At 49.7% G+C, this 17,592-nt stretch carries 16 protein-coding genes; 7 read left to right on the forward strand and 9 right to left on the reverse strand.

Features of this window, described 5'->3' with window-relative positions:
- The first annotated feature begins 14 nt into the window (after positions 1–14).
- The gene (locus KME11_00425; GenBank protein ID MBW4513671.1) at positions 15–929 is read left to right on the forward strand and encodes a peptidoglycan-binding protein; all 915 of its coding nucleotides are present in this window, start codon (positions 15–17) and stop codon (positions 927–929) included.
- 99 nt (positions 930–1,028) lie between these two features.
- On the forward strand, positions 1,029–1,973 hold the full coding sequence (locus KME11_00430) for a tetratricopeptide repeat protein (protein MBW4513672.1): 945 nt from the start codon (positions 1,029–1,031) through the stop codon (positions 1,971–1,973).
- A gap of 18 nt (positions 1,974–1,991) precedes the next feature.
- Here the strand turns inward: KME11_00430 and KME11_00435 are convergent, their stop codons facing one another.
- Positions 1,992–3,911, reverse strand: a complete 1,920-nt coding sequence (locus KME11_00435; protein ID MBW4513673.1) for an FAD-dependent oxidoreductase — start codon at positions 3,909–3,911, stop codon at positions 1,992–1,994.
- Between the two features lie 272 nt (positions 3,912–4,183).
- Positions 4,184–5,239 (reverse strand): alpha/beta hydrolase, encoded by a 1,056-nt coding sequence (locus KME11_00440; protein MBW4513674.1) that lies wholly within the window; start codon positions 5,237–5,239, stop codon positions 4,184–4,186.
- Between the two features lie 93 nt (positions 5,240–5,332).
- Between KME11_00440 and KME11_00445 the strand changes: the two genes are divergently transcribed.
- Positions 5,333–6,958, forward strand: coding sequence for an alpha-D-glucose phosphate-specific phosphoglucomutase (locus KME11_00445; protein MBW4513675.1), 1,626 nt, complete (start codon positions 5,333–5,335; stop codon positions 6,956–6,958).
- A 175-nt stretch (positions 6,959–7,133) separates the two neighbouring features.
- Here KME11_00445 and KME11_00450 read toward each other — a convergent pair whose 3' ends face one another.
- The 4 genes from KME11_00450 to KME11_00465 all read right to left on the reverse strand — a co-directional run bounded on the left by KME11_00450 (position 7,134) and on the right by KME11_00465 (position 10,042).
- Positions 7,134–7,520, reverse strand: a complete 387-nt coding sequence (locus KME11_00450) for a type II toxin-antitoxin system VapC family toxin (GenBank protein ID MBW4513676.1) — start codon at positions 7,518–7,520, stop codon at positions 7,134–7,136.
- A gap of 2 nt (positions 7,521–7,522) precedes the next feature.
- On the reverse strand, positions 7,523–7,741 hold the full coding sequence (locus tag KME11_00455; GenBank protein ID MBW4513677.1) for a DUF2281 domain-containing protein: 219 nt from the start codon (positions 7,739–7,741) through the stop codon (positions 7,523–7,525).
- Between the two features lie 154 nt (positions 7,742–7,895).
- A complete protein-coding gene (locus KME11_00460; GenBank protein MBW4513678.1) occupies positions 7,896–8,705 on the reverse strand; it encodes a tetratricopeptide repeat protein in 810 nt (269 codons plus the stop codon).
- A gap of 98 nt (positions 8,706–8,803) precedes the next feature.
- Entirely contained in the window at positions 8,804–10,042 is a 1,239-nt protein-coding gene (locus tag KME11_00465; protein MBW4513679.1) for a methionine gamma-lyase family protein, read from the reverse strand.
- A gap of 201 nt (positions 10,043–10,243) precedes the next feature.
- On the opposite strand from KME11_00465, the gene KME11_00470 reads away from it, so the two are divergent.
- A complete protein-coding gene (locus KME11_00470; protein MBW4513680.1) occupies positions 10,244–11,089 on the forward strand; it encodes a fatty acid desaturase in 846 nt (281 codons plus the stop codon).
- A gap of 98 nt (positions 11,090–11,187) precedes the next feature.
- Here the strand turns inward: KME11_00470 and KME11_00475 are convergent, their stop codons facing one another.
- The 3 genes from KME11_00475 to KME11_00485 are packed head-to-tail and all read right to left on the reverse strand — an operon-like array spanning position 11,188 to position 13,497.
- The gene (locus tag KME11_00475) at positions 11,188–11,763 is read right to left on the reverse strand and encodes a Uma2 family endonuclease (GenBank protein MBW4513681.1); all 576 of its coding nucleotides are present in this window, start codon (positions 11,761–11,763) and stop codon (positions 11,188–11,190) included.
- Positions 11,764–11,803: 40 nt separating this feature from the next.
- Positions 11,804–13,063 carry a glutamate-5-semialdehyde dehydrogenase gene (locus KME11_00480; protein ID MBW4513682.1) on the reverse strand — a complete coding sequence of 420 codons (1,260 nt, stop codon included), beginning with the start codon at positions 13,061–13,063 and terminating at the stop codon, positions 11,804–11,806.
- A gap of 17 nt (positions 13,064–13,080) precedes the next feature.
- Complete coding sequence (locus KME11_00485; GenBank protein ID MBW4513683.1) at positions 13,081–13,497, reverse strand: hypothetical protein; 417 nt, start codon at positions 13,495–13,497, stop codon at positions 13,081–13,083.
- Between the two features lie 328 nt (positions 13,498–13,825).
- Between KME11_00485 and KME11_00490 the strand changes: the two genes are divergently transcribed.
- The 3 genes from KME11_00490 to KME11_00500 all read left to right on the forward strand — a co-directional run bounded on the left by KME11_00490 (position 13,826) and on the right by KME11_00500 (position 17,553).
- The gene (locus KME11_00490) at positions 13,826–14,080 is read left to right on the forward strand and encodes a hypothetical protein (protein MBW4513684.1); all 255 of its coding nucleotides are present in this window, start codon (positions 13,826–13,828) and stop codon (positions 14,078–14,080) included.
- Between the two features lie 421 nt (positions 14,081–14,501).
- Positions 14,502–16,262 (forward strand): SpoIID/LytB domain-containing protein, encoded by a 1,761-nt coding sequence (locus KME11_00495; protein ID MBW4513685.1) that lies wholly within the window; start codon positions 14,502–14,504, stop codon positions 16,260–16,262.
- A gap of 217 nt (positions 16,263–16,479) precedes the next feature.
- Positions 16,480–17,553, forward strand: coding sequence for a D-alanine--D-alanine ligase (locus tag KME11_00500; protein ID MBW4513686.1), 1,074 nt, complete (start codon positions 16,480–16,482; stop codon positions 17,551–17,553).
- Positions 17,554–17,592: the final 39 nt, after the last annotated feature.

Genomic DNA, 17,592 nt, shown 5'->3' on the forward strand with positions numbered 1-17,592 from the left:
TGAGGAGACTGCCCGTGGAAACTTTTGCTTACCTTCATGCCGCTCAAGAGTACGAATATCCTGAAGAGAAGGAAATTAACTTCAACTGGGTCAATTCCGCTGCCATAACCTTGCTGGGCATTGCCTGCTCAACTTTAGGCAGCAACTTTGCTGGAGCCGCTCAGGCTTTAACAACCTTTAGAGGGAACAGCGGGGCTGATGTGATTCGTCTGCAAGACCTATTGCGGAATGCTGGGTATTTTCCGAGCGCCTCAACTGGATTCTTCGGCGAGTTTACCGAAGCAGCCGTGCATGACTTCCAGCGATCGAAAGGATTAGCAGTTGATGGCGTGGCAGGCTACCATACCCTCAAAGCCTTAGAAACTTCCGTTGCGCCCGTTACGCCTGTTGCTCCTATCGAGCCTGTTGCGCTCGTTACGTCCGTTGCTCCTGTTGCTCCTGTGACTCCTTCTAATCCTGGACTTGTAGGCAGTGCAACACTAGGCTTTGGCGACAGCGGCACACGTGTAACGCGATTGCAAGACTTACTGCGACGGGCAGGATATTTGACAGGGCCCTCGACGGGCTTCTTCGGCGCGGTGACACAGGAATCAGTCAAGCGTTTTCAACAGGCAAATCGGCTCCCTGTCGATGGATTCGTAGGATCAACAACCCTCGCGGCTTTGGAAAGTGCCCCCGCCGCAACTCCTCCTTCCTCAGGTAGCCCAACCATTCGTCCGGCTGCAATCACTCGGCTGCTGCAACCTGGCGATAGTGGCGAGGATGTCAGAGCCTTACAACAAAGGTTGATTGACCGGAAATACTACACAGGTCCCGTAACTGGGTTTTATGCTGAACGAACCGAAACCGCGGTTCGAAATTTGCAGAGGTCTAATAACTTGCCCATTGATGGAATTTTTGGGGCTAAGTCGGCTGCGGTACTGCGTTAAGTAATGCCAAGAGCAGACGGTTAGTAAAGTTTTTACCCTGATCCAGGGCAAATGATCTAAGCTAGCTGTCAGCCCTTTGTATTTTGCGAAACCTAAACTGTGTCCAAACGTTTTTCCCTGTTTTCTCTCATGGCGATCGCCAGTCTGTGGAGTGTCGCTCAACCCGTTCATGCCCAGGCACTCATCCCGCACGTTTTACAGCTTGATCAAGATCAGCTAGAGCAACAGGGTTTAGGTTTGGCACAGGAAGCGCTTCAGTTGGCACAATTTCAACAGTTTGATTTGGCACTGGCTAGGGCTGAACTAGCGTCTCAACTGGTTCCAGGCAATGCCCAGATTTGGGCGTTGTTGGGTGGGCTTTACCTCCAGCTTAGACAGGTTGATGCAGGCATTCAAGCTTTACTCAAGGCAGATTCATTAGAGAAAAACAATGCCGAAATTATGTTTAACCTCGGTTCGGCATACTTTCGCAAACAAGATTACGAAACTGCCATTCGCTACATTCAGGCAGGTTTGAAACTTAAGCCTGATACCTCAGGGGCACTGTTTGACTTAGGTAATGCGTACTACCAGCTAACTCGCTACAACGATGCGATCGCTCAGTACGAAAAGGCTGTCAAAATTGATGCTAAGTTCTGGCCTGCCATTAATAACATTGGCTTGGTGCTGTTTGAACAAGGCAAAATTGATGAGGCAGTGAAAAAGTGGAAAGAAGCGATCGTCATTGATGAAACCCAGCCAGAGTCTAAATTAGCGATCGCAGTTGCCCTCAACGCCAAAGGCAACACAAACCAGGCTTTAAGCTTTGGCGAGTCGGCGCTCAGAATTGACTACCGCTACGGCGATATTGAATATTTGCAAGAAAATTTGTGGGGCGATCGAATGATTGCCCAAGCCAGAACTTTCCTGGCTCTTCCCCAAATCCGTAGCCTGATCTCTCAACTCCGCTCCGCTCCGCCGCAGATTCAGCAAGAAGTAGAACCCGGAGCGCCACCCTTAACTCCGGCTCCCATGCCCCCATCCCCTATCACTCCAGCGCCATAACTCCAGCCCTGCGCTATGCTACCAATCCACCCGTCCACCCTGCGCTTCGATGTAGTCTTGCAATTCGGGTAGGCGCTTGCGGGTAGCGATCGTAGCAGGCGTCAGACCTGGCTCCTTCGTCATGAGCCAACCCGCAGTCGCACCCGCCGCCGAACCAATCACCCACTCGCCATAGTGAACGCGAGTAGCAGCATTAACAATGTGGCTTGCTGCAATGCCCTTACCACCCACCAACAAATTATCAACCCCTTGGGGCACCAAGCTTTCAATTGGAATAAAAATAGGCTTAATTTTCGAGTCGTCTCCTACAGGAGCGCTACTGGCTTCCCAAGACGAATCAGAGTTGCGGTAACGGCAGCCATGTATATCGATCGGATAATGAGTGACTGCTACGGCTGTGGGGCTTAAGTCGCGGCTGCCCCGCATATCTTTCCGGAGGTCAGGCTCACGCATCATAAATTGGTCTTGCCCATATGCCGATCGCCCCAAAATCCGCCTTCCTTCCCGAATGTAGGGCATAATGCTGAGTCCAGAAATCGTTCCCATGGGCTCATCCGCTCCATAGAGGTACGCCAGCGGCAATTTAGGCTGAGAATATTTTTCCATCAGCCATTCGGCAAACAAGAAGGACTGGTTCTCAGCATGGCGTAACGATTCCATCGACAGTCCACCCATCCAGTTCTGGTGCTGCCCCGTTTTAGAAATTTTTTGCTCATTCAAAATCAACGGTGGATCCATCCAAATCCAGTCGTTGCCCTGGTTCCAGTTAACCAACGTCATGTCGCCCCAAGCCGGCAAGCCAACGCCCCAGTTATTTTGCTGAGTGCTAACAATTTGGCGATAGCGAAAAAAACTGCCGCCCTCAAACATTGGAAATCTGCCTAAGTTGAACTCGCGGCGATGCTCTTCTTTAGGAAAGTCAGGCTGAATCTTAGAAAGTGCCTTTTGGCTAACCTTCTGGTCGTCCTTAATTGCCAACACAAAAGGGAAGGTGTACGCCTGAGTACAGTCAGGATTGTCTTGCCGAGAAGCAAAGGATTCGCTGGTGGTGGTGCGTGCCTCTGAACCCAGGCGATATGGAATACCCGCCCAGCCCACTAGCTCGCCTGTATCTGTGGCATCAATGACGATCATTTTTTTGCCAGGAGGGGCTTGTAGCTTAATAGGGACTTTATTGAAGGTTTCGTCAGAGTCCCAACTGTACCAACGGGGTAGCTCGACGGATGGTCGACCTTCGGGCACATAGTTGGGGTTGAGCGGCGCACGGTGAACGGCGTAAATGGCGGTAATTTGCTTGCCTGTTTTGTCAAATTCTGCGCCCTTAAATGCTGTTGAAGTTTGCCAGCGGCTGCCCGGTGCAGTCTCTGCTGCTGTTTCCAGAAGTTGGGAAGAGGCTTTGGCTCCGGCTTTAGGTGGAAAGCAAAGGCCACCCACCCAGCAGTTATTGATTTCTGAAACTCTTAAAGGCTCAGAGATGTTAGTCCAGGCTGGCAGCTTAATTTCTTGATCTTCAATGAGTTGCTTAAAGTCTTTCCAGCTTCTTGAAGCATTCCCTTGTCGCTGCATAGTGATTGACTCATCTAGCGCCGATACGCCTTGGGAGCTAATTTGTCCGCCGAGCCAAGGGGACAACTCAATGAGGCAAGTTTTTGCCCCAGACTGCATGGCTTGGGAGGCTGCTGCTACGCCGCCCAATGTTCCACCGACGATCGCCACTTCACATTCCCAGGTTTCTTGGGCAGTCGGCAAGGGTGAGATCTGGGGTCTACCATTCAGCTTGTTTGCCAAATAATCAACTTTTGGTTCAGTTTTTGGCGCAATGTGGATCGTGTCAGCCTGGGCTGGGGCGATCGCTCCTGATGTTGCCCCTTTTCCGCCCACCCAAACCTGAATGATGCCCAGGAGGGCAGCGGCTCCTACGGGCAGTAAGAAGGCAATGGAAGCTAACTGAGTTAGCTGAAGCTTGGAGAGGGGTTGATTCACAACGGGAAAGCTATAGATAGTTGAGAGTTTGAACAAGGACTAAGATAGCGCTTCTTTAGGGTAGGAGCCTAGTCTCTAGCCGCGATCGGTAGCCTTGATTTTAGCTAGCGGAATTATAAGCTCTAAATACTACATTAGCTTCTGCAAATCAATCACTTTGTAATGATGAAGTTAGTGTTGCTGATAGATAGACTTTCCATCAATCTTTTTTTGAAGAGGTTTAATTTTTATTCAACAATGACTCCAGGTTTATGAGTCGGGCGATCGCTTTTCAAGAAACGACTCACCCAATCCTGCCACTGTTCCGTATCATCTGCCGTTAGGGAGCCGTGTCCATTGGCAGAGGAAAATACCTGCCAATGTTTTTGCCCAGGCAAGCGTTCAAAAATCTGGGCAGCCTCTGCCACCGTAACCCGTTGATCTCGCTCACCGTGCAGCAGCAGCACGGGACAGGGAATAGAGCGAGCATAATCTACAGGATTGTGGCTAAAACCATCAATGCCTTGCTGCACACCGCCCCAAAACACAATCAGTTCAGCACTAGGAAAGGACGGAATCCCCATGACTTCAAAGCGATGGCGAACGGTGTTGAGAAGGCGATCGAACGGACTCTCTAAAATTAGGGCGGCAGGTTCAATCTTTTCGATCGCCACTGCTCGCATTACTGCCACCGCACCCATGGAAGCGCCATAAAGAATCATCGGTTTGTCAGCCCACTGCTTCTGACTGTAAGTGAAGGCGATCGCCACATCTTTTGCCTCCCGCACTCCCAAAGTGGTGTCGTTGCCAGTAGACCCGCCTGCTCCCCGAAAATCGACCAGCAACGCATCATAGCCCAAGTCATGGAAAACTTTTGTAGGAGCTAAAAGCGCGGCTTTGCTGCTGCCGTAAGGTGGAAAGAGTAATACTAAACCACGAGATTTTTGAGTTGGAATATACCAAGCCTCTAGATTTTCTTTGCCTTCTTGCCCAATGGCGATGCGATGGGTTTCGTAACCAAGCTGAATTTCCTGCGGCGTAGTCTGGTTCTTAGGGCGAGGGATTTCCACACCTGTGAGAATGACGCGAATTTTATCGATGAGAGCAAGCTGCTCAGGTTTTGCCGTCCGTTGCCGGACGCTAACAAAGTGGGTCATGGAACGGGCTTGCATGAAAGCAATGCCATTCAGCACTAGAAACGGCAGGGCAATAAGGATGGTGAAGAGGAGGCGTGCTCTCCAAGATACCCGCAAGGGGGCGCTTCGAGATACCCGCAGGGAGTCGCGCCATTTTTTACGAATCATGCCGCCCATCGTAGCCTAGAACGCTATCTCCCCAGTCCCTTCCCCAAGTAAGATTTTACTGAGCGTCCCACCGTCCTTTCTCTAAAATATCTGATGAACATCACTACCCGTAACACGACTCCCTACACAGACCAGAAACCTGGCACTTCTGGACTCCGCAAAAAAGTAACAGTGTTTCAACAACCTAATTATTTAGAAAACTTTGTTCAAGCGCTCTTCGACAACCTGGAAGGCTACTCTGGTCAAACTTTAGTGGTAGGCGGCGATGGACGCTACTACAATCGCCAAGCCACCCAGATCATCCTCAAAATGGCAGCGGCGAATGGCTTTGGGCGAGTACTCGTGGGGCAAGGCGGCATTCTATCGACTCCAGCCGTTTCCTGCATTATTCGCAAAAATCAGGCGTTTGGTGGCATTGTCCTGTCGGCAAGCCACAATCCGGGCGGCCCAACCGAAGATTTTGGAATTAAGTACAACATTGGCAATGGCGGCCCCGCGCCTGAAAAGGTGACCGAGGCAATCTATGCCGGAACTTTAACGATCGCCCAATACAAAATTTTAGAAGTTCCAGACATCAACCTCGACCTCATCGGCACTGCTCAACTGGGCGAAATGACCGTGCAAGTGATCGACTCAGTGGTGGACTATGCCGAGCTAATGGAATCGCTCTTCGACTTCAATAAAATTCGGCAACTCCTCGCCGGAGATTTTCGGATGAAGATGGACTCCATGCATGCTGTCACTGGGGCTTATGCGACTGCGTTGTTTGAGGGACGGTTGGGTGCGCCTGCGGGCACCGTCATGAACGGTACGCCCCTAGAAGACTTTGGCGGCGGACATCCTGACCCTAACCTGGTCTATGCCCATGAGCTAGTAGAGATCCTGTTTGGGGAGAACGCGCCAGATTTTGGGGCAGCTTCCGATGGGGATGGCGATCGCAATATGATTCTGGGTCGTAATTTCTTCGTCACTCCTAGCGACAGCCTTGCTATTCTTGCCGCCAATGCTCACTTGGTTCCAGGCTATAGCACTGGATTAGCAGGTATCGCCCGTTCCATGCCCACTAGCCAAGCTGCCGACTTAGTGGCAAAGCGGCTCGGCATCGACTGCTACGAAACGCCAACGGGCTGGAAGTTTTTTGGCAATTTGTTAGATGCAGACAAAGCCACCCTTTGTGGCGAGGAAAGCTTCGGCACTGGCTCAAACCACATCCGCGAAAAAGACGGACTGTGGGCAGTACTGTTCTGGCTCAACATTTTGGCGGTGCGTCAAGAGTCGGTGGAACAAATTGCCCAGAGCCACTGGCAACTCTACGGACGTAACTATTACTCGCGGCACGACTACGAAGGCGTGGACAGCGATCGCGCTCAGCAATTAGTCGATCGCCTTCGTCAACTTGATCTGAAGGGCAAGCAATATGGACGCTACGAAGTCGAATTTGCTGATGACTTCAGCTACATCGATCCCATTGATGGCAGCATCAGCCAGAAGCAGGGCATTCGGGTCGGCTTTACCGACGGCTCTAGAATTGTCTACCGCCTATCGGGAACAGGCACCCAGGGCGCAACCCTGCGGCTTTACGTCGAGAGCTATGAGCCAAATGTGGCAAAGCAGAACCAAGATACACAGTTGGCGCTAGGAGAATTAATCTCGATCGCCAATGAAATTGCCCAAGTGCGAGAATTGACGGGGCGCGAACAACCCACGGTAATTACATAAAGGCTCTATTCGTTGAGTCCCCAATCTGTACGTTGATAGATTGGGGATTTAACTCCCAAATGACCTAACGTTGATTAGGGTAATTAGGTGACAAGACGGCAGATTTCGGCGATAGTGCTCAACCATTTGTCCCGTGTCCATCAGTTGTTTACTAATAATTATGAATCGTCAAAACTTATGCCCATAAGCGCTGAATTGGGTAGGCATCAAGTACTACATCTTGACTCACTAACGTATAGGAGTGGTAAATGGCTTGGGCAACAAGCATTCGGTCGAACGGATCTCGATGATGTAGAGGCAAGGCAAGATAACACTCTGTAGGCGCAAATGCGATCGGCAGAATTTTGATATCAAAACTCATCAAAAGATTGGGCAAGTGGTGAAATGGAAACTCAAGCTCCGACTTGCCTAGTCCATGCTTAATGGCAATTTCCCATAAACTAGCAATGCTCAAGTACAGATTGTTCCCTGTTACTTCAAGTATTTCTCCCACTGCCGGACTGAGGTTTGGGCTATCTTGCAAATACCAAAGAGCAGCATGAGTATCTAAAAGTAAATTCATCGTTACATGTAGTCTTTTAGATCCTCTAATGGTTCGTCAAAGTCATCTGCAATCTTAATCTTACCCTTCAAAATGCCAAGGGCGCCCCGTCTCGCTGGTTTTTCTGTTGCGGCAAGTGTCTTTGAATGCTGCGCAACGAGAGCCTCTACATAATGCAGAACATCTTCTTTGAGAGATTCGGGTAGTTTCTCCAGGTTGTCAAGGATTGCAGTTTCTAACATAGGTGTTGCTTCCATGCGAGTACCACCAACATTATCGTAGATGAGAATACTGCTGATTTCAGCACAGATTTCTCCTATGTTCAACTTCTGGCGCAACCCCGCGCCTGAGCCAGTGCCCCAATCTCCTGCCCGATCGCCAAACGGCTTAAGTTTCCTAACCTAGCAGTGCCTGAAATGCTTTACTTTCTCGAATGCCATCAAAACTAGCATCGGTGTGTGCCATGACGCGGCAAAGGTGGGGGCTAAGGACGATCGCGCGGTGAATACTCTTTACTGCCATCTCGCCATTCTGTTGCAGCGCATAGGAACATGCCTTCCCATACCAGGCATTCGGATTGTCAGTTTTGTGCTGGAGCGAGGTGTCAAAACTGGCGATCGCCTCTGGGTGGCGATTCAGCTTTGTCAATACTACCCCTCGATAGTTCCAGGCATAGTGGCAGGTAGGCTTATTCTTCAGAGCTTGCTCTAAACTTTCCAGCGCCTCTTCATACTGCCGCAAAGTCGCTAGCGCTACTGCTCGGCTAAACCACCCCCGATAATAGGTTGGGTTCAGTGCCGTGGCTTTATCAAAGCAAGGTAAAGCTTCCTTGTAGCGGTAGAGGGTAGAGAGCGTATGACCTTTGTTGTACCAGGCTTTTGCATCGTGGGGGTCAAATTTAAGCACCTTATTAAAACTGGCGATCGCTCCCTCTGGATCACCGAGTTTTGCTTGGGCTGTCCCTTTACCCAGCCAAGCTAGGCTGTACTTAGGCTGAAGCTTCAAAGCTTGTTCAAAACTGGCGATCGCCTCTTCATGAAACCCCATCTCATACTGCGCGCATCCCCGCCAGCACCAGGCTTGGAAATGCTGAGGCTCACAGGCAAGTAACTTGTCAAAGCGATCGATCGCGCTGTCATAGCGCCTGATGCTAAAGAGTGTATTGCCCTGAGAAAACCAGGTTTGCAGATCTTGCGGTTGAACCATCGCCAATATTAAAGTTGGGGATAAATTTTGGGATTGAATTTCGAGATAAATGCGACTATGACATCAAGTATTCCCGATTTTATTCTGGCTGTCTCACCTTACGCCCTCTCACACCGCCCTACTGCTTCAATGGCTGCTTCCAGGGCGATCGCCACATGCGTCCAATGTGTTCCCCCCTGGCAAAACACAATGTACGGCTCCCGCAATGGTCCATCTGCCGAAAATTCTGAAGTACTGCCATCAATAAACGTGCCTCCCGCCATGACTAGCTCACTCTCATATCCCGGCATATTGGCAGGCACAGGGCTGAGGTACGAGCCGATCGGCGAATACTGCTGAATTGCATGGCAAAAAGCAATTACTTTCTCTGGAGAACCCAGCTTAATGGCTTGAATCACGTCGCGGCGGGGAGCTATGGGCAATGGATTGACTGGATAGCCCAATGTTTGAAAGACTTGAGCCACTAGATGATTCCCTTTCATGGCTTCGCCCACCATCTGAGGAGCCAGAAAAAGCCCCTGGAACAGCAGACGATTCTGGTCAAAGGTCGCTCCCCCCTCGCTGCCAATTCCAGGAGCCGTGAGGCGACACGCTGCCATCTCAACTAAATCCGATCGCCCTGCCACATAGCCACCCGCCGTAACAATCGTGCCTCCCGGATTCTTGATTAGCGATCCGGCAATTAAATCTGCTCCAACTGCTGGGGGTTCTCGGTCTTCAACAAATTCGCCGTAGCAGTTATCGACAAAGCAAACGGTGTTAGGGTTCTGTTGCTTGACCAGGTAGACAATTTTTTCAATATCCGCGATCGCCAAGCTCGATCGCCAAGCATACCCACACGATCGCTGGATCAAAACTAGGCGAGTTTCTGGGCGCACCGCTGTTGCCAAAGCCTGCCAATCGATCGCCCCAGCTGCCGTGAGTTCCAACTGCCGATAAGTGATACCAAAGTCCTTTAAAGAACCTTGATTGGTTCCCCGCAAACCAATCACTTCTTCTAATGTGTCGTAGGGGGCACCTGCCACCGCCAGCATTTCATCGCCAGGACGCAGCACACCATAAAGCGCAGCCGCGATCGCATGGGTACCTGAAACAAACTGCACCCGTACCGCCGCCGCCTCAGATCCCATCACTTCAGCAAAAATGCGATCGAGAACCTCGCGCCCCAAATCATCGTGCCCATAGCCCGAAACTCCAGCAAAATGCTGCACTCCCACCTGATGCCGCCGAAAGGCTGTTAAAACTCGTCGAAGATTTTCCTTGACCTGCGCGTCAATACCAGAAAAAATCTGTGATAGTCCCTGTTCTGCTTGTTGAAGCTGCTCAAAGCTGCTCATCATACTCGACTCTCTATCTCCCGGATGGTTTACAGCATTTAGAAACCCGGTAATTTTAGACCTTTGGACGGATATTACCCTCCTACTCTGCTATTTCACGTAGCAAATCTAAAATCTACCCTCTAGAATCTAAAATGGGTCTCACCTGCGGGGTCTATTGTCGCGCGGATCGGGGTTCACATTCACATTAGAGATTAATGCATGACGACAACTGCGACTACAACAAAACTTCCCTACGATTGGGCGGTCATCATCTTTATGGCGATCATTCACTTCGTGGCACTCTTTGCCTTACTGCCCGCGAATTTTAGCTGGGTTGGAATTGGGCTGGCTGTTTTTTTGCACTGGGTTACGGGTGGCTTAGGCGTGACATTGGGCTGGCATCGGCTGGTAACCCATCGCAGCTTTCAGGCTCCCAAGTGGCTAGAGTACTTTCTAGTGTTTTGTGGAACTCTGTCAGTGCAGGGCGGACCAATCTGGTGGGTCGGTTTACACCGCCATCACCATGTTTTCTCTGACCAAAACCCTGATCATCATGATTCTACCAAGGGCTTTTGGTGGAGCCACATGGGGTGGATGTTCCACGATGTGCCCGTAGAGAATGAAATCCCTCGGTTTACAAAAGATATTGCTGACGATCGCTTCTACCAGTTCCTCGACAAGTATTTCTTCCCTATTCAGCTTGTCTTTGCCGCTTTCCTCTTTGGAATTGGCACGCTATCAGGCAACGGCTGGACGTTCTTGCTGTGGGGTGTCTTTGTCCGTCTAGTGCTGGTTTATCACACCACCTGGCTGGTCAACAGTGCTACTCACAAGTTTGGTTACCGCACCTACGACTCTGACGACGCTTCTACCAACTGTTGGTGGGTGGCGCTTCTGGCGTATGGCGAAGGCTGGCACAACAACCACCACACTTACCAATACTCGGCACGGCACGGCATGAAATGGTGGGAAATTGATGCAACCTGGATGATGATTCGCCTCCTCCAACTGGTGGGCTTGGCGAAAAAAGTGAAATTGGTTGAAAACTCGCAACCATCTGTGTAGAAATCTGTTTCTTTAAAATCTAGTTATCAAACGAGAGGGCTAAGTTAGAATTCTGACTCTGCCCTCTCTCTTTTTGCACCATCATGCTCTAAGCTCTATTACAAGATTTGAGCTAGCTTCAAAACAAACCCGGGCAGCACAGTTTCGCCCGACAACTGCATTGGAGCGTCAAGCACGTCCTTTTCGCACCCTTGCCGATAAACCTCAACTTGTTTTCCGTAAGGGTTGAGTAAAAAGCCTAGTCGGACACCATTATTGATGTACTCTTGCATTTTGTCTTGAAGCGATCGCAGGCTATCAGTCTTAAAGCGCAACTCAATCACAAAATCAGGACAAATAGGTGGAAAGGTTTCTTGCTGTTCAGACGAAAGCTGATTCCAGCGCTCTAGAAGAATCCAAGCAGCATCGGGCGATCGAAATGCGCCGTTAGGCAGCTTAAACATTGTCGAAGAGTCAAACGCAACGCCTGTGCCATCTGCATCGGCCCAGCTTTCTACCCTGTGAGAAATTTTTATGTTGCGATTTCCACTCATTCCACCTGTTGGCGACATAACAACCAGTTCTCCCACCGAGGTCATTTCTAACTTAGTTTCTGGATTGGACTCACAGAGTCGACAAAACTGCTCAGGCGTGAGTTTTACAACCGATTCAAGATTCAAAGTAATCGGAATCATGGCTTAACTTGCTCCACCTTCGCTATCACTATTCTCAATCCTAGACAATCCCATTGCCCTGCACAATATGTCTCACAGTCGTCAAGGTTTCCAGGCTAATTAACCCTCGCCGATGCCCCTTCTGGTTCGACATCCCTAAAGCTACAGCACTTCCCCGCTTAGGACTTCGGTAAAACCTTGGCGTTGCGTTGATATATGTCATAGCACTATTGATTCCTAGGGCAAACTGGCGGCTTTCTTGGTACGACTCCGTGGCGAGACAGTCGGCATGACCGCTGCTGTATTGATTAATCCAGGTGATCGCGGTTTCCAAACCGTCTACACTTTTGAAGGCGATCGCCCTATTTAAACGGGGCTGTCCCCAGTCTGCCTGACTCACCGTACCTGTCAATATTTCTGGAAACTCTGCCGCCAGAATCTCATCGCCTCGCAGTTCAAACCCCTGTTCTTTCAGACTGTTCCACAGCATTGTTAAAGAAGTCGGGCTGTGATAACGACTAATCAGCACTTTTTCAATAGCATTGACGGGTTCAGGCTCACTTTTATAGCTATCTAAAATCATCCAGCGGGCAATATCCAAGCTGCCTGTGGGCGACCAATACAGATAACAATTGCCGATCGCCGTTTGCAAGACTGGAGCCGTAGCTTGCCGCATCACCTGCTGCACTAACTGAGGGCGACCGTAGGGAATCACTAGGTTAATATGTTGGTCTTGAGTGACCAGTTCTCGAATCAAATCGCCCTGTTCTGAGGGCAAAAGCTGCACGCAATCAATGGGCAAGTCTGTGTCTTCAAGGGCAGCTTGAATAATATTAGCGATCGCTTGGTTGGAGTGACTGGCTTCAGGGCTGCCCCGCAAAATTAGGCTATTGCCCGTACGGATGCAAAGTCCAGCCGCGATCGCCCCCAACTCAGGTAACGCCTCATAAATCAGTGCAATCACTCCCAAAGGCATTAGCTGGCAATAGGTCTGGCATTGATCGACCTGATAAGACGGAATATTCAGCACCTGCTGAATGGGGTCAGACGTTTCGCTGAGACGATGAAGCGCCCGTCCGACAATTTGAAGCCGCTCAGGGGTAAGCCTCAGCCAATCTAAAATCAAATCAGGCACCGCCATCTCGCGGCTGGCTTCCAAATCGAGGGTATTTGCTTCTAAAATGTCGTCCTGTCGCTTCAACAATGCCTCAGCCATCAGTTGCAGGGCACGACTTCGGTCTGTCCCCTTTTTAGCTGCCAGTTCTAAGGAGGACTGATGGGAACGGTAGGTATTAACAGTTAAATTAGGTGAGGCGTTCAAGGCAGTTTTGGCGGTGTTTATCGTCTACAGGCTAACCACAGCATTAAGCCTAGCATTACGCATAGCACCAATGTTGCTGCTGCCACCCGAAAGGCAATGTTGGCGCTCAACGGCGATTGTAATAGGGTTAATAAAATTAAGAACCCTATTACAAAAACACTGACTAGCATCAGAGGCAAATAATCTCTGCCTAAACTCGATCGCGCGACTGTCCACTGATGTCCTGTCCAACGCCAAGTGCGCTTGTAGGGATAATTGGTCGAAAGCTGCTCAATAATATAGCCATTTTCCTGAACCACAAAAATTTGCTGACAGCGATCGCATCCAAACGCATCGGTTAACGCAATCGGAGTCAGTCGACCCCGCCGACGGCAAGGACAGGGATATTCGGCTTTAAGGTCAATCTTCTGAACTTTTTGAGATTGCACGGGCATCTATAAATAAGGTTTTATTCAGTAGCGATCGAAGCCATGACGATGAGATAGGCAATGAGCGAGGCACGATTATTTTCTACACCCTAGCGAGATTCTGTTGACTTTGCCAGGCTGCTGGTGGGGACAGAAAGGATGTTTAAAATCTAGCTTAAGACGGCTAGCTAAAGGGGATTTTATACTGTTTCTACGATGGGGTGAAACTTTGCCTTGTCATTAAGGCTGGGGATCATGAGCGGCTCTAGCTGACTCAGCAAATTGAGCAAAAATGATTTCGCTCAGGCTTCAGAAAGTTTATGATTCGGATCGGGCAATTTATAGTAAAAAATTAATGTTCAGAGTTGCAACTCGTGGTTTTTCTCAAGAATTTGAGCGATGGACTGACGCCCTAGAAGCAGGCAAGGCGCTCATTCCTCAATGCAAAAGTTTATTGCAAGATATCCGGATTTTTGATGGGGATCAATTGGTCTGGGTTTATAGTCGATCGCACACCTTCCCACAATTCGTAGGTGCAGGCAATTACAATCGATTGGCGCGGATGTTTATCGCTGAAGCGATCGCCGAACAAGAAGCAAGCGAGGATTGAATTTAAAGTTTTCCTTTAACTTAATTTCTTTACACTTCTTTACGCAATGTCACTTTTAAGAAGATTGTATGAATTTAATCTGAGGCAAGTGAATCAACTGTCAGTGTAACTAAAGCATCTTTTTATACAATGCTTGTTTGGACTTTATAAAGATAGGTCGTCTCAGTCGAGCGATCGCCCGATTCAGTCACACTTCTAGAATTTTCATCTATCTTTCGTAGCCGTCTTCTCTAGTAGCATTTGTAATCTAGCCAAATAAATCTACTGTTTCATTCCATAAAGTGATTGCGCCATTACTCAACTGATAAAGCTATAACAGTTTAGAAACGGGTGCTATCAAACCTTGTCTAAGTGACCATACTTAAAACCTGAATCGCCTTAATCAACGCAGTAGGTTATGTCCATAGTGGAAAGCTTCTCCATGAAAAAGCCATTGGCTCCCGTTTGGATTAATTTTTGGTTTTGGTCTGGTTTATCTAGCGTTACTCTGGCAATTTGCGGCTCAGGATTATTGATCCAACCTGCTGCGGCTCAAGACGTACAGAACCCTACCCAAAACCCTAGCCCAGGGCAGAATATCCAGAACCCCATTATTAACGCCATCATTGATGTTGGGGTGGTGCAGCGGTTTGGGTCTGCTACCGATGATGTGATTACTCTTAAGCCTGTAGAAGGCGATCGCCTCACCCTAAAATTTGCCGATCAAGGGGTTCCTAAAAAGATCGTCACTGCCAACGAGGTCACGTTAAATGTTACTTTGCAGCCTTTGCCTGAACCGCAGGTCAAAGAGCGGGTCGTTTTAAGCAGTCATCGCAGCTTTGAAAGTGCCGAAGATAGCGCGAATCAATGGAAGTCTAAGGGGATTGACGTAGAGCTAGCTCAACCCCGACAGTGGCAAGTTTGGGCAAAGCGAGAAACCTACAAAACCCCGCTACTGCGTCGATTATTGATGCAGAACTTGCGCGCTAATGGCGCAACGATCGCTTTTATTGACTCGAAGTTGGAGACACAAGCCCCCAAAGCAACCTTCACAACAGGCGGCAATCGCTACCAGCGGGACGATTTGGTGATTGATGCGGGGAGCGATCGCGTGGAAGTGACCTTCAACCACGAAGACCATGGGCGGCGGGTATACGGCGGCGACCTCAAGCTTCAGCCCAACGCTTACGGCACCTATACCCTGGTCAACCAAGTCCCGATCGAAACTTATCTGCGAGGCGTTGTTCCTAACGAAATTGGAGCCAGCGCCCCTCCCACTGCCATTGAGGCACAGGCAATTTTGGCTCGAACCTATGCGCTGCGAAACCTGCGCCGCTTTGCCATTGATAACTACCAAATGTGTGCCGACACTCAGTGTCAGGTTTACTACGGACTTTCTGGCTCAGCGCCTGAGTCAGACCGGGCGATCGCGGCTACGGCTGGGCAAGTATTGACCTACCAGAATGAATTGGTTGATGCCCTCTACTCCTCGACTACGGGCGGCGTTACTGCGCCCTTTAGCAATGTCTGGAACGGTGCCGATCGTCCCTACCTTCAAGCCGTTGTGGACTCGGCAGAAAACGTTTGGGATCTCTCAGCTAAGCCCCTGACCGATGAAGCCAACTTCCGGGCATTTATAGCCGAAAAGAAAGGCTTTAACGAGGCAAGCTGGGATTATTTCCGTTGGCGAACCAATAGCACTTTGGCAGAACTCTCCCAAGACCTAAGAAGTTATCTGCAAAGCAAGCAGAGTCCGCTGGAAGACTTCACAAAAATTCAGGATATTAAAGTACTAGAGCGATCGCCTGCCGGACGAGTTCAGCAGATGTCTGTCACCACCGATAAAGGTGTCATTCAACTTGAGAAAGACGAGATTCTACGCGCATTCTACGCGCCTAGCAGCACCCTCTTTTACCTCGATCCAATCTACGAGGTATCTACGAAAGCGCTGAAAGCACCTAAAATCATTGGGACAGCCCCTCAAAAGCAAGTATCCCGTCCTGCCATCCAAGCGGCTCCCAAAGTTTTGAAGGGCTATGCTTTTGTCGGTGGCGGTTTTGGGCATGGTGTGGGCATGAGCCAGACTGGGGCTTACCACTTAGGCGATTTAGGCTGGTCGAGCAGCCGCATTCTTAGCTTCTATTATCCGGGCACTCAACTTCAGAACCTTAATCCCTCCATTGTCTTTTGGCAAAACCCATAGGTTTATAAGCTGAACTTGTTTATAGGCTGAATTTATTTACAAGCTCAACTTGTTCATAAGCGGAACTTAATGGAACTTCGGAAAATTCCTGTGACAAGGGTGTGGTACGCTACTGGCGATCGCGCTGGAAATCGTTGTCACTCGACAAAAAATGCCAGGGGTGATTGTTGTCGAAAAAAGTGATTGTTGTAGAAAAAGCAGGGCATCAGGAAAGGCTATGGCAAAGCAGAAGGTGGGGTTACTGTTTGGAGGCTGCTCAGGAGAACACGAAGTCTCCATTAAATCAGCCAAGGCGATCGCCCAAGCCCTCACCACGCCGCTCAACACTGCCCGATACGACCTGGCTCTTTTCTACATTCAAAAAGACGGCGTTTGGCAAGGCAGCAAAGTTGCAGAACAAGTTCTTGCCTCTGGTCAGGCGTTTCAGCCAATCTTTGACTCTTCTCAACCGCCCTCTTTCCGTCAACAGCGCTGGACATTTCCGCCCGAAGTTGCTGAAATCGATGTTTGGTTCCCTATTCTTCATGGCCCCAACGGTGAAGACGGTACGGTTCAAGGCTTGCTGAAGTTGATGCAGGTGCCCTGTGTTGGTTCGGGTGTTTTAGCATCGTCGGTGGGCATGGATAAACTGGCGATGAAAGATATTTTTGCTCAAGCTGGGCTGCCCCAGGTTAAGTATTTACCTGTGACTCGTCGGCAGGTTGGAGATGCAGGGGAATCTGCCAAAATCTGCGATCGCATCGAAGCCGAGTTAGGCTACCCGTGTTTTGTTAAACCTGCCAACCTGGGTTCTTCTGTGGGGATTGCTAAGGTTCGCACCCGTCCTGAACTGGAAGCTGCGTTAAATCATGCTGCCACGCTCGATCGCCGCCTGATTGTCGAAGCCGGGGTGATTGCCCGCGAGATTGAATGTGCGGTTTTGGGCAACGATCAGCCGCAAGCCTCTGTGGTGGGTGAAATTACCTTTAAGAGCGACTTTTACGACTATGAAACCAAATACACTCCGGGCAAAGCCGACTGGTTTATTCCGGCTCCTCTTCCTGCCGCGATCGCCACTCAAATTCAAGAAATGGCAATTCAAGCCTTCACTGCCCTAGATGGCGCAGGCATCAGCCGCGTAGATTTCTTTTACGTAGAAGCGACGGGAGCGGTGCTGATTAACGAAGTCAATACAATGCCTGGTTTTACAGCTACTAGCATGTATCCCCAACTGTGGGCAGCGAGTGGAATTCCTTTTTCAGATTTGGTCGATCGGCTGGTGCAATTGGCGATCGAACGAGGCAAGACTTGATAAAACTCTTTGTCTGGCGGCGGGGAAGCCTGCCTGGTG

It is taken from the genome of Timaviella obliquedivisa GSE-PSE-MK23-08B, from assembly GCA_019358855.1.
GTDB lineage: Bacteria > Cyanobacteriota > Cyanobacteriia > Elainellales > Elainellaceae > Timaviella > Timaviella obliquedivisa.

Coding starts and splice junctions, on each gene's coding strand:
- KME11_00470 (MBW4513680.1), top strand. CDS start 10,244: ATGACGACAACTGCGACTACAACAAAACTTCCCTACGATTGGGCGGTC.
- KME11_00465 (MBW4513679.1), bottom strand. CDS start 10,042: ATGAGCAGCTTTGAGCAGCTTCAACAAGCAGAACAGGGACTATCACAG.
- KME11_00455 (MBW4513677.1), bottom strand. CDS start 7,741: ATGTTAGAAACTGCAATCCTTGACAACCTGGAGAAACTACCCGAATCT.
- KME11_00460 (MBW4513678.1), bottom strand. CDS start 8,705: ATGGTTCAACCGCAAGATCTGCAAACCTGGTTTTCTCAGGGCAATACA.
- KME11_00475 (MBW4513681.1), bottom strand. CDS start 11,763: ATGATTCCGATTACTTTGAATCTTGAATCGGTTGTAAAACTCACGCCT.
- KME11_00490 (MBW4513684.1), top strand. CDS start 13,826: ATGTTCAGAGTTGCAACTCGTGGTTTTTCTCAAGAATTTGAGCGATGG.
- KME11_00485 (MBW4513683.1), bottom strand. CDS start 13,497: ATGCCCGTGCAATCTCAAAAAGTTCAGAAGATTGACCTTAAAGCCGAA.
- KME11_00440 (MBW4513674.1), bottom strand. CDS start 5,239: ATGATTCGTAAAAAATGGCGCGACTCCCTGCGGGTATCTCGAAGCGCC.
- KME11_00495 (MBW4513685.1), top strand. CDS start 14,502: ATGAAAAAGCCATTGGCTCCCGTTTGGATTAATTTTTGGTTTTGGTCT.
- KME11_00500 (MBW4513686.1), top strand. CDS start 16,480: ATGGCAAAGCAGAAGGTGGGGTTACTGTTTGGAGGCTGCTCAGGAGAA.
- KME11_00445 (MBW4513675.1), top strand. CDS start 5,333: ATGAACATCACTACCCGTAACACGACTCCCTACACAGACCAGAAACCT.
- KME11_00450 (MBW4513676.1), bottom strand. CDS start 7,520: ATGAATTTACTTTTAGATACTCATGCTGCTCTTTGGTATTTGCAAGAT.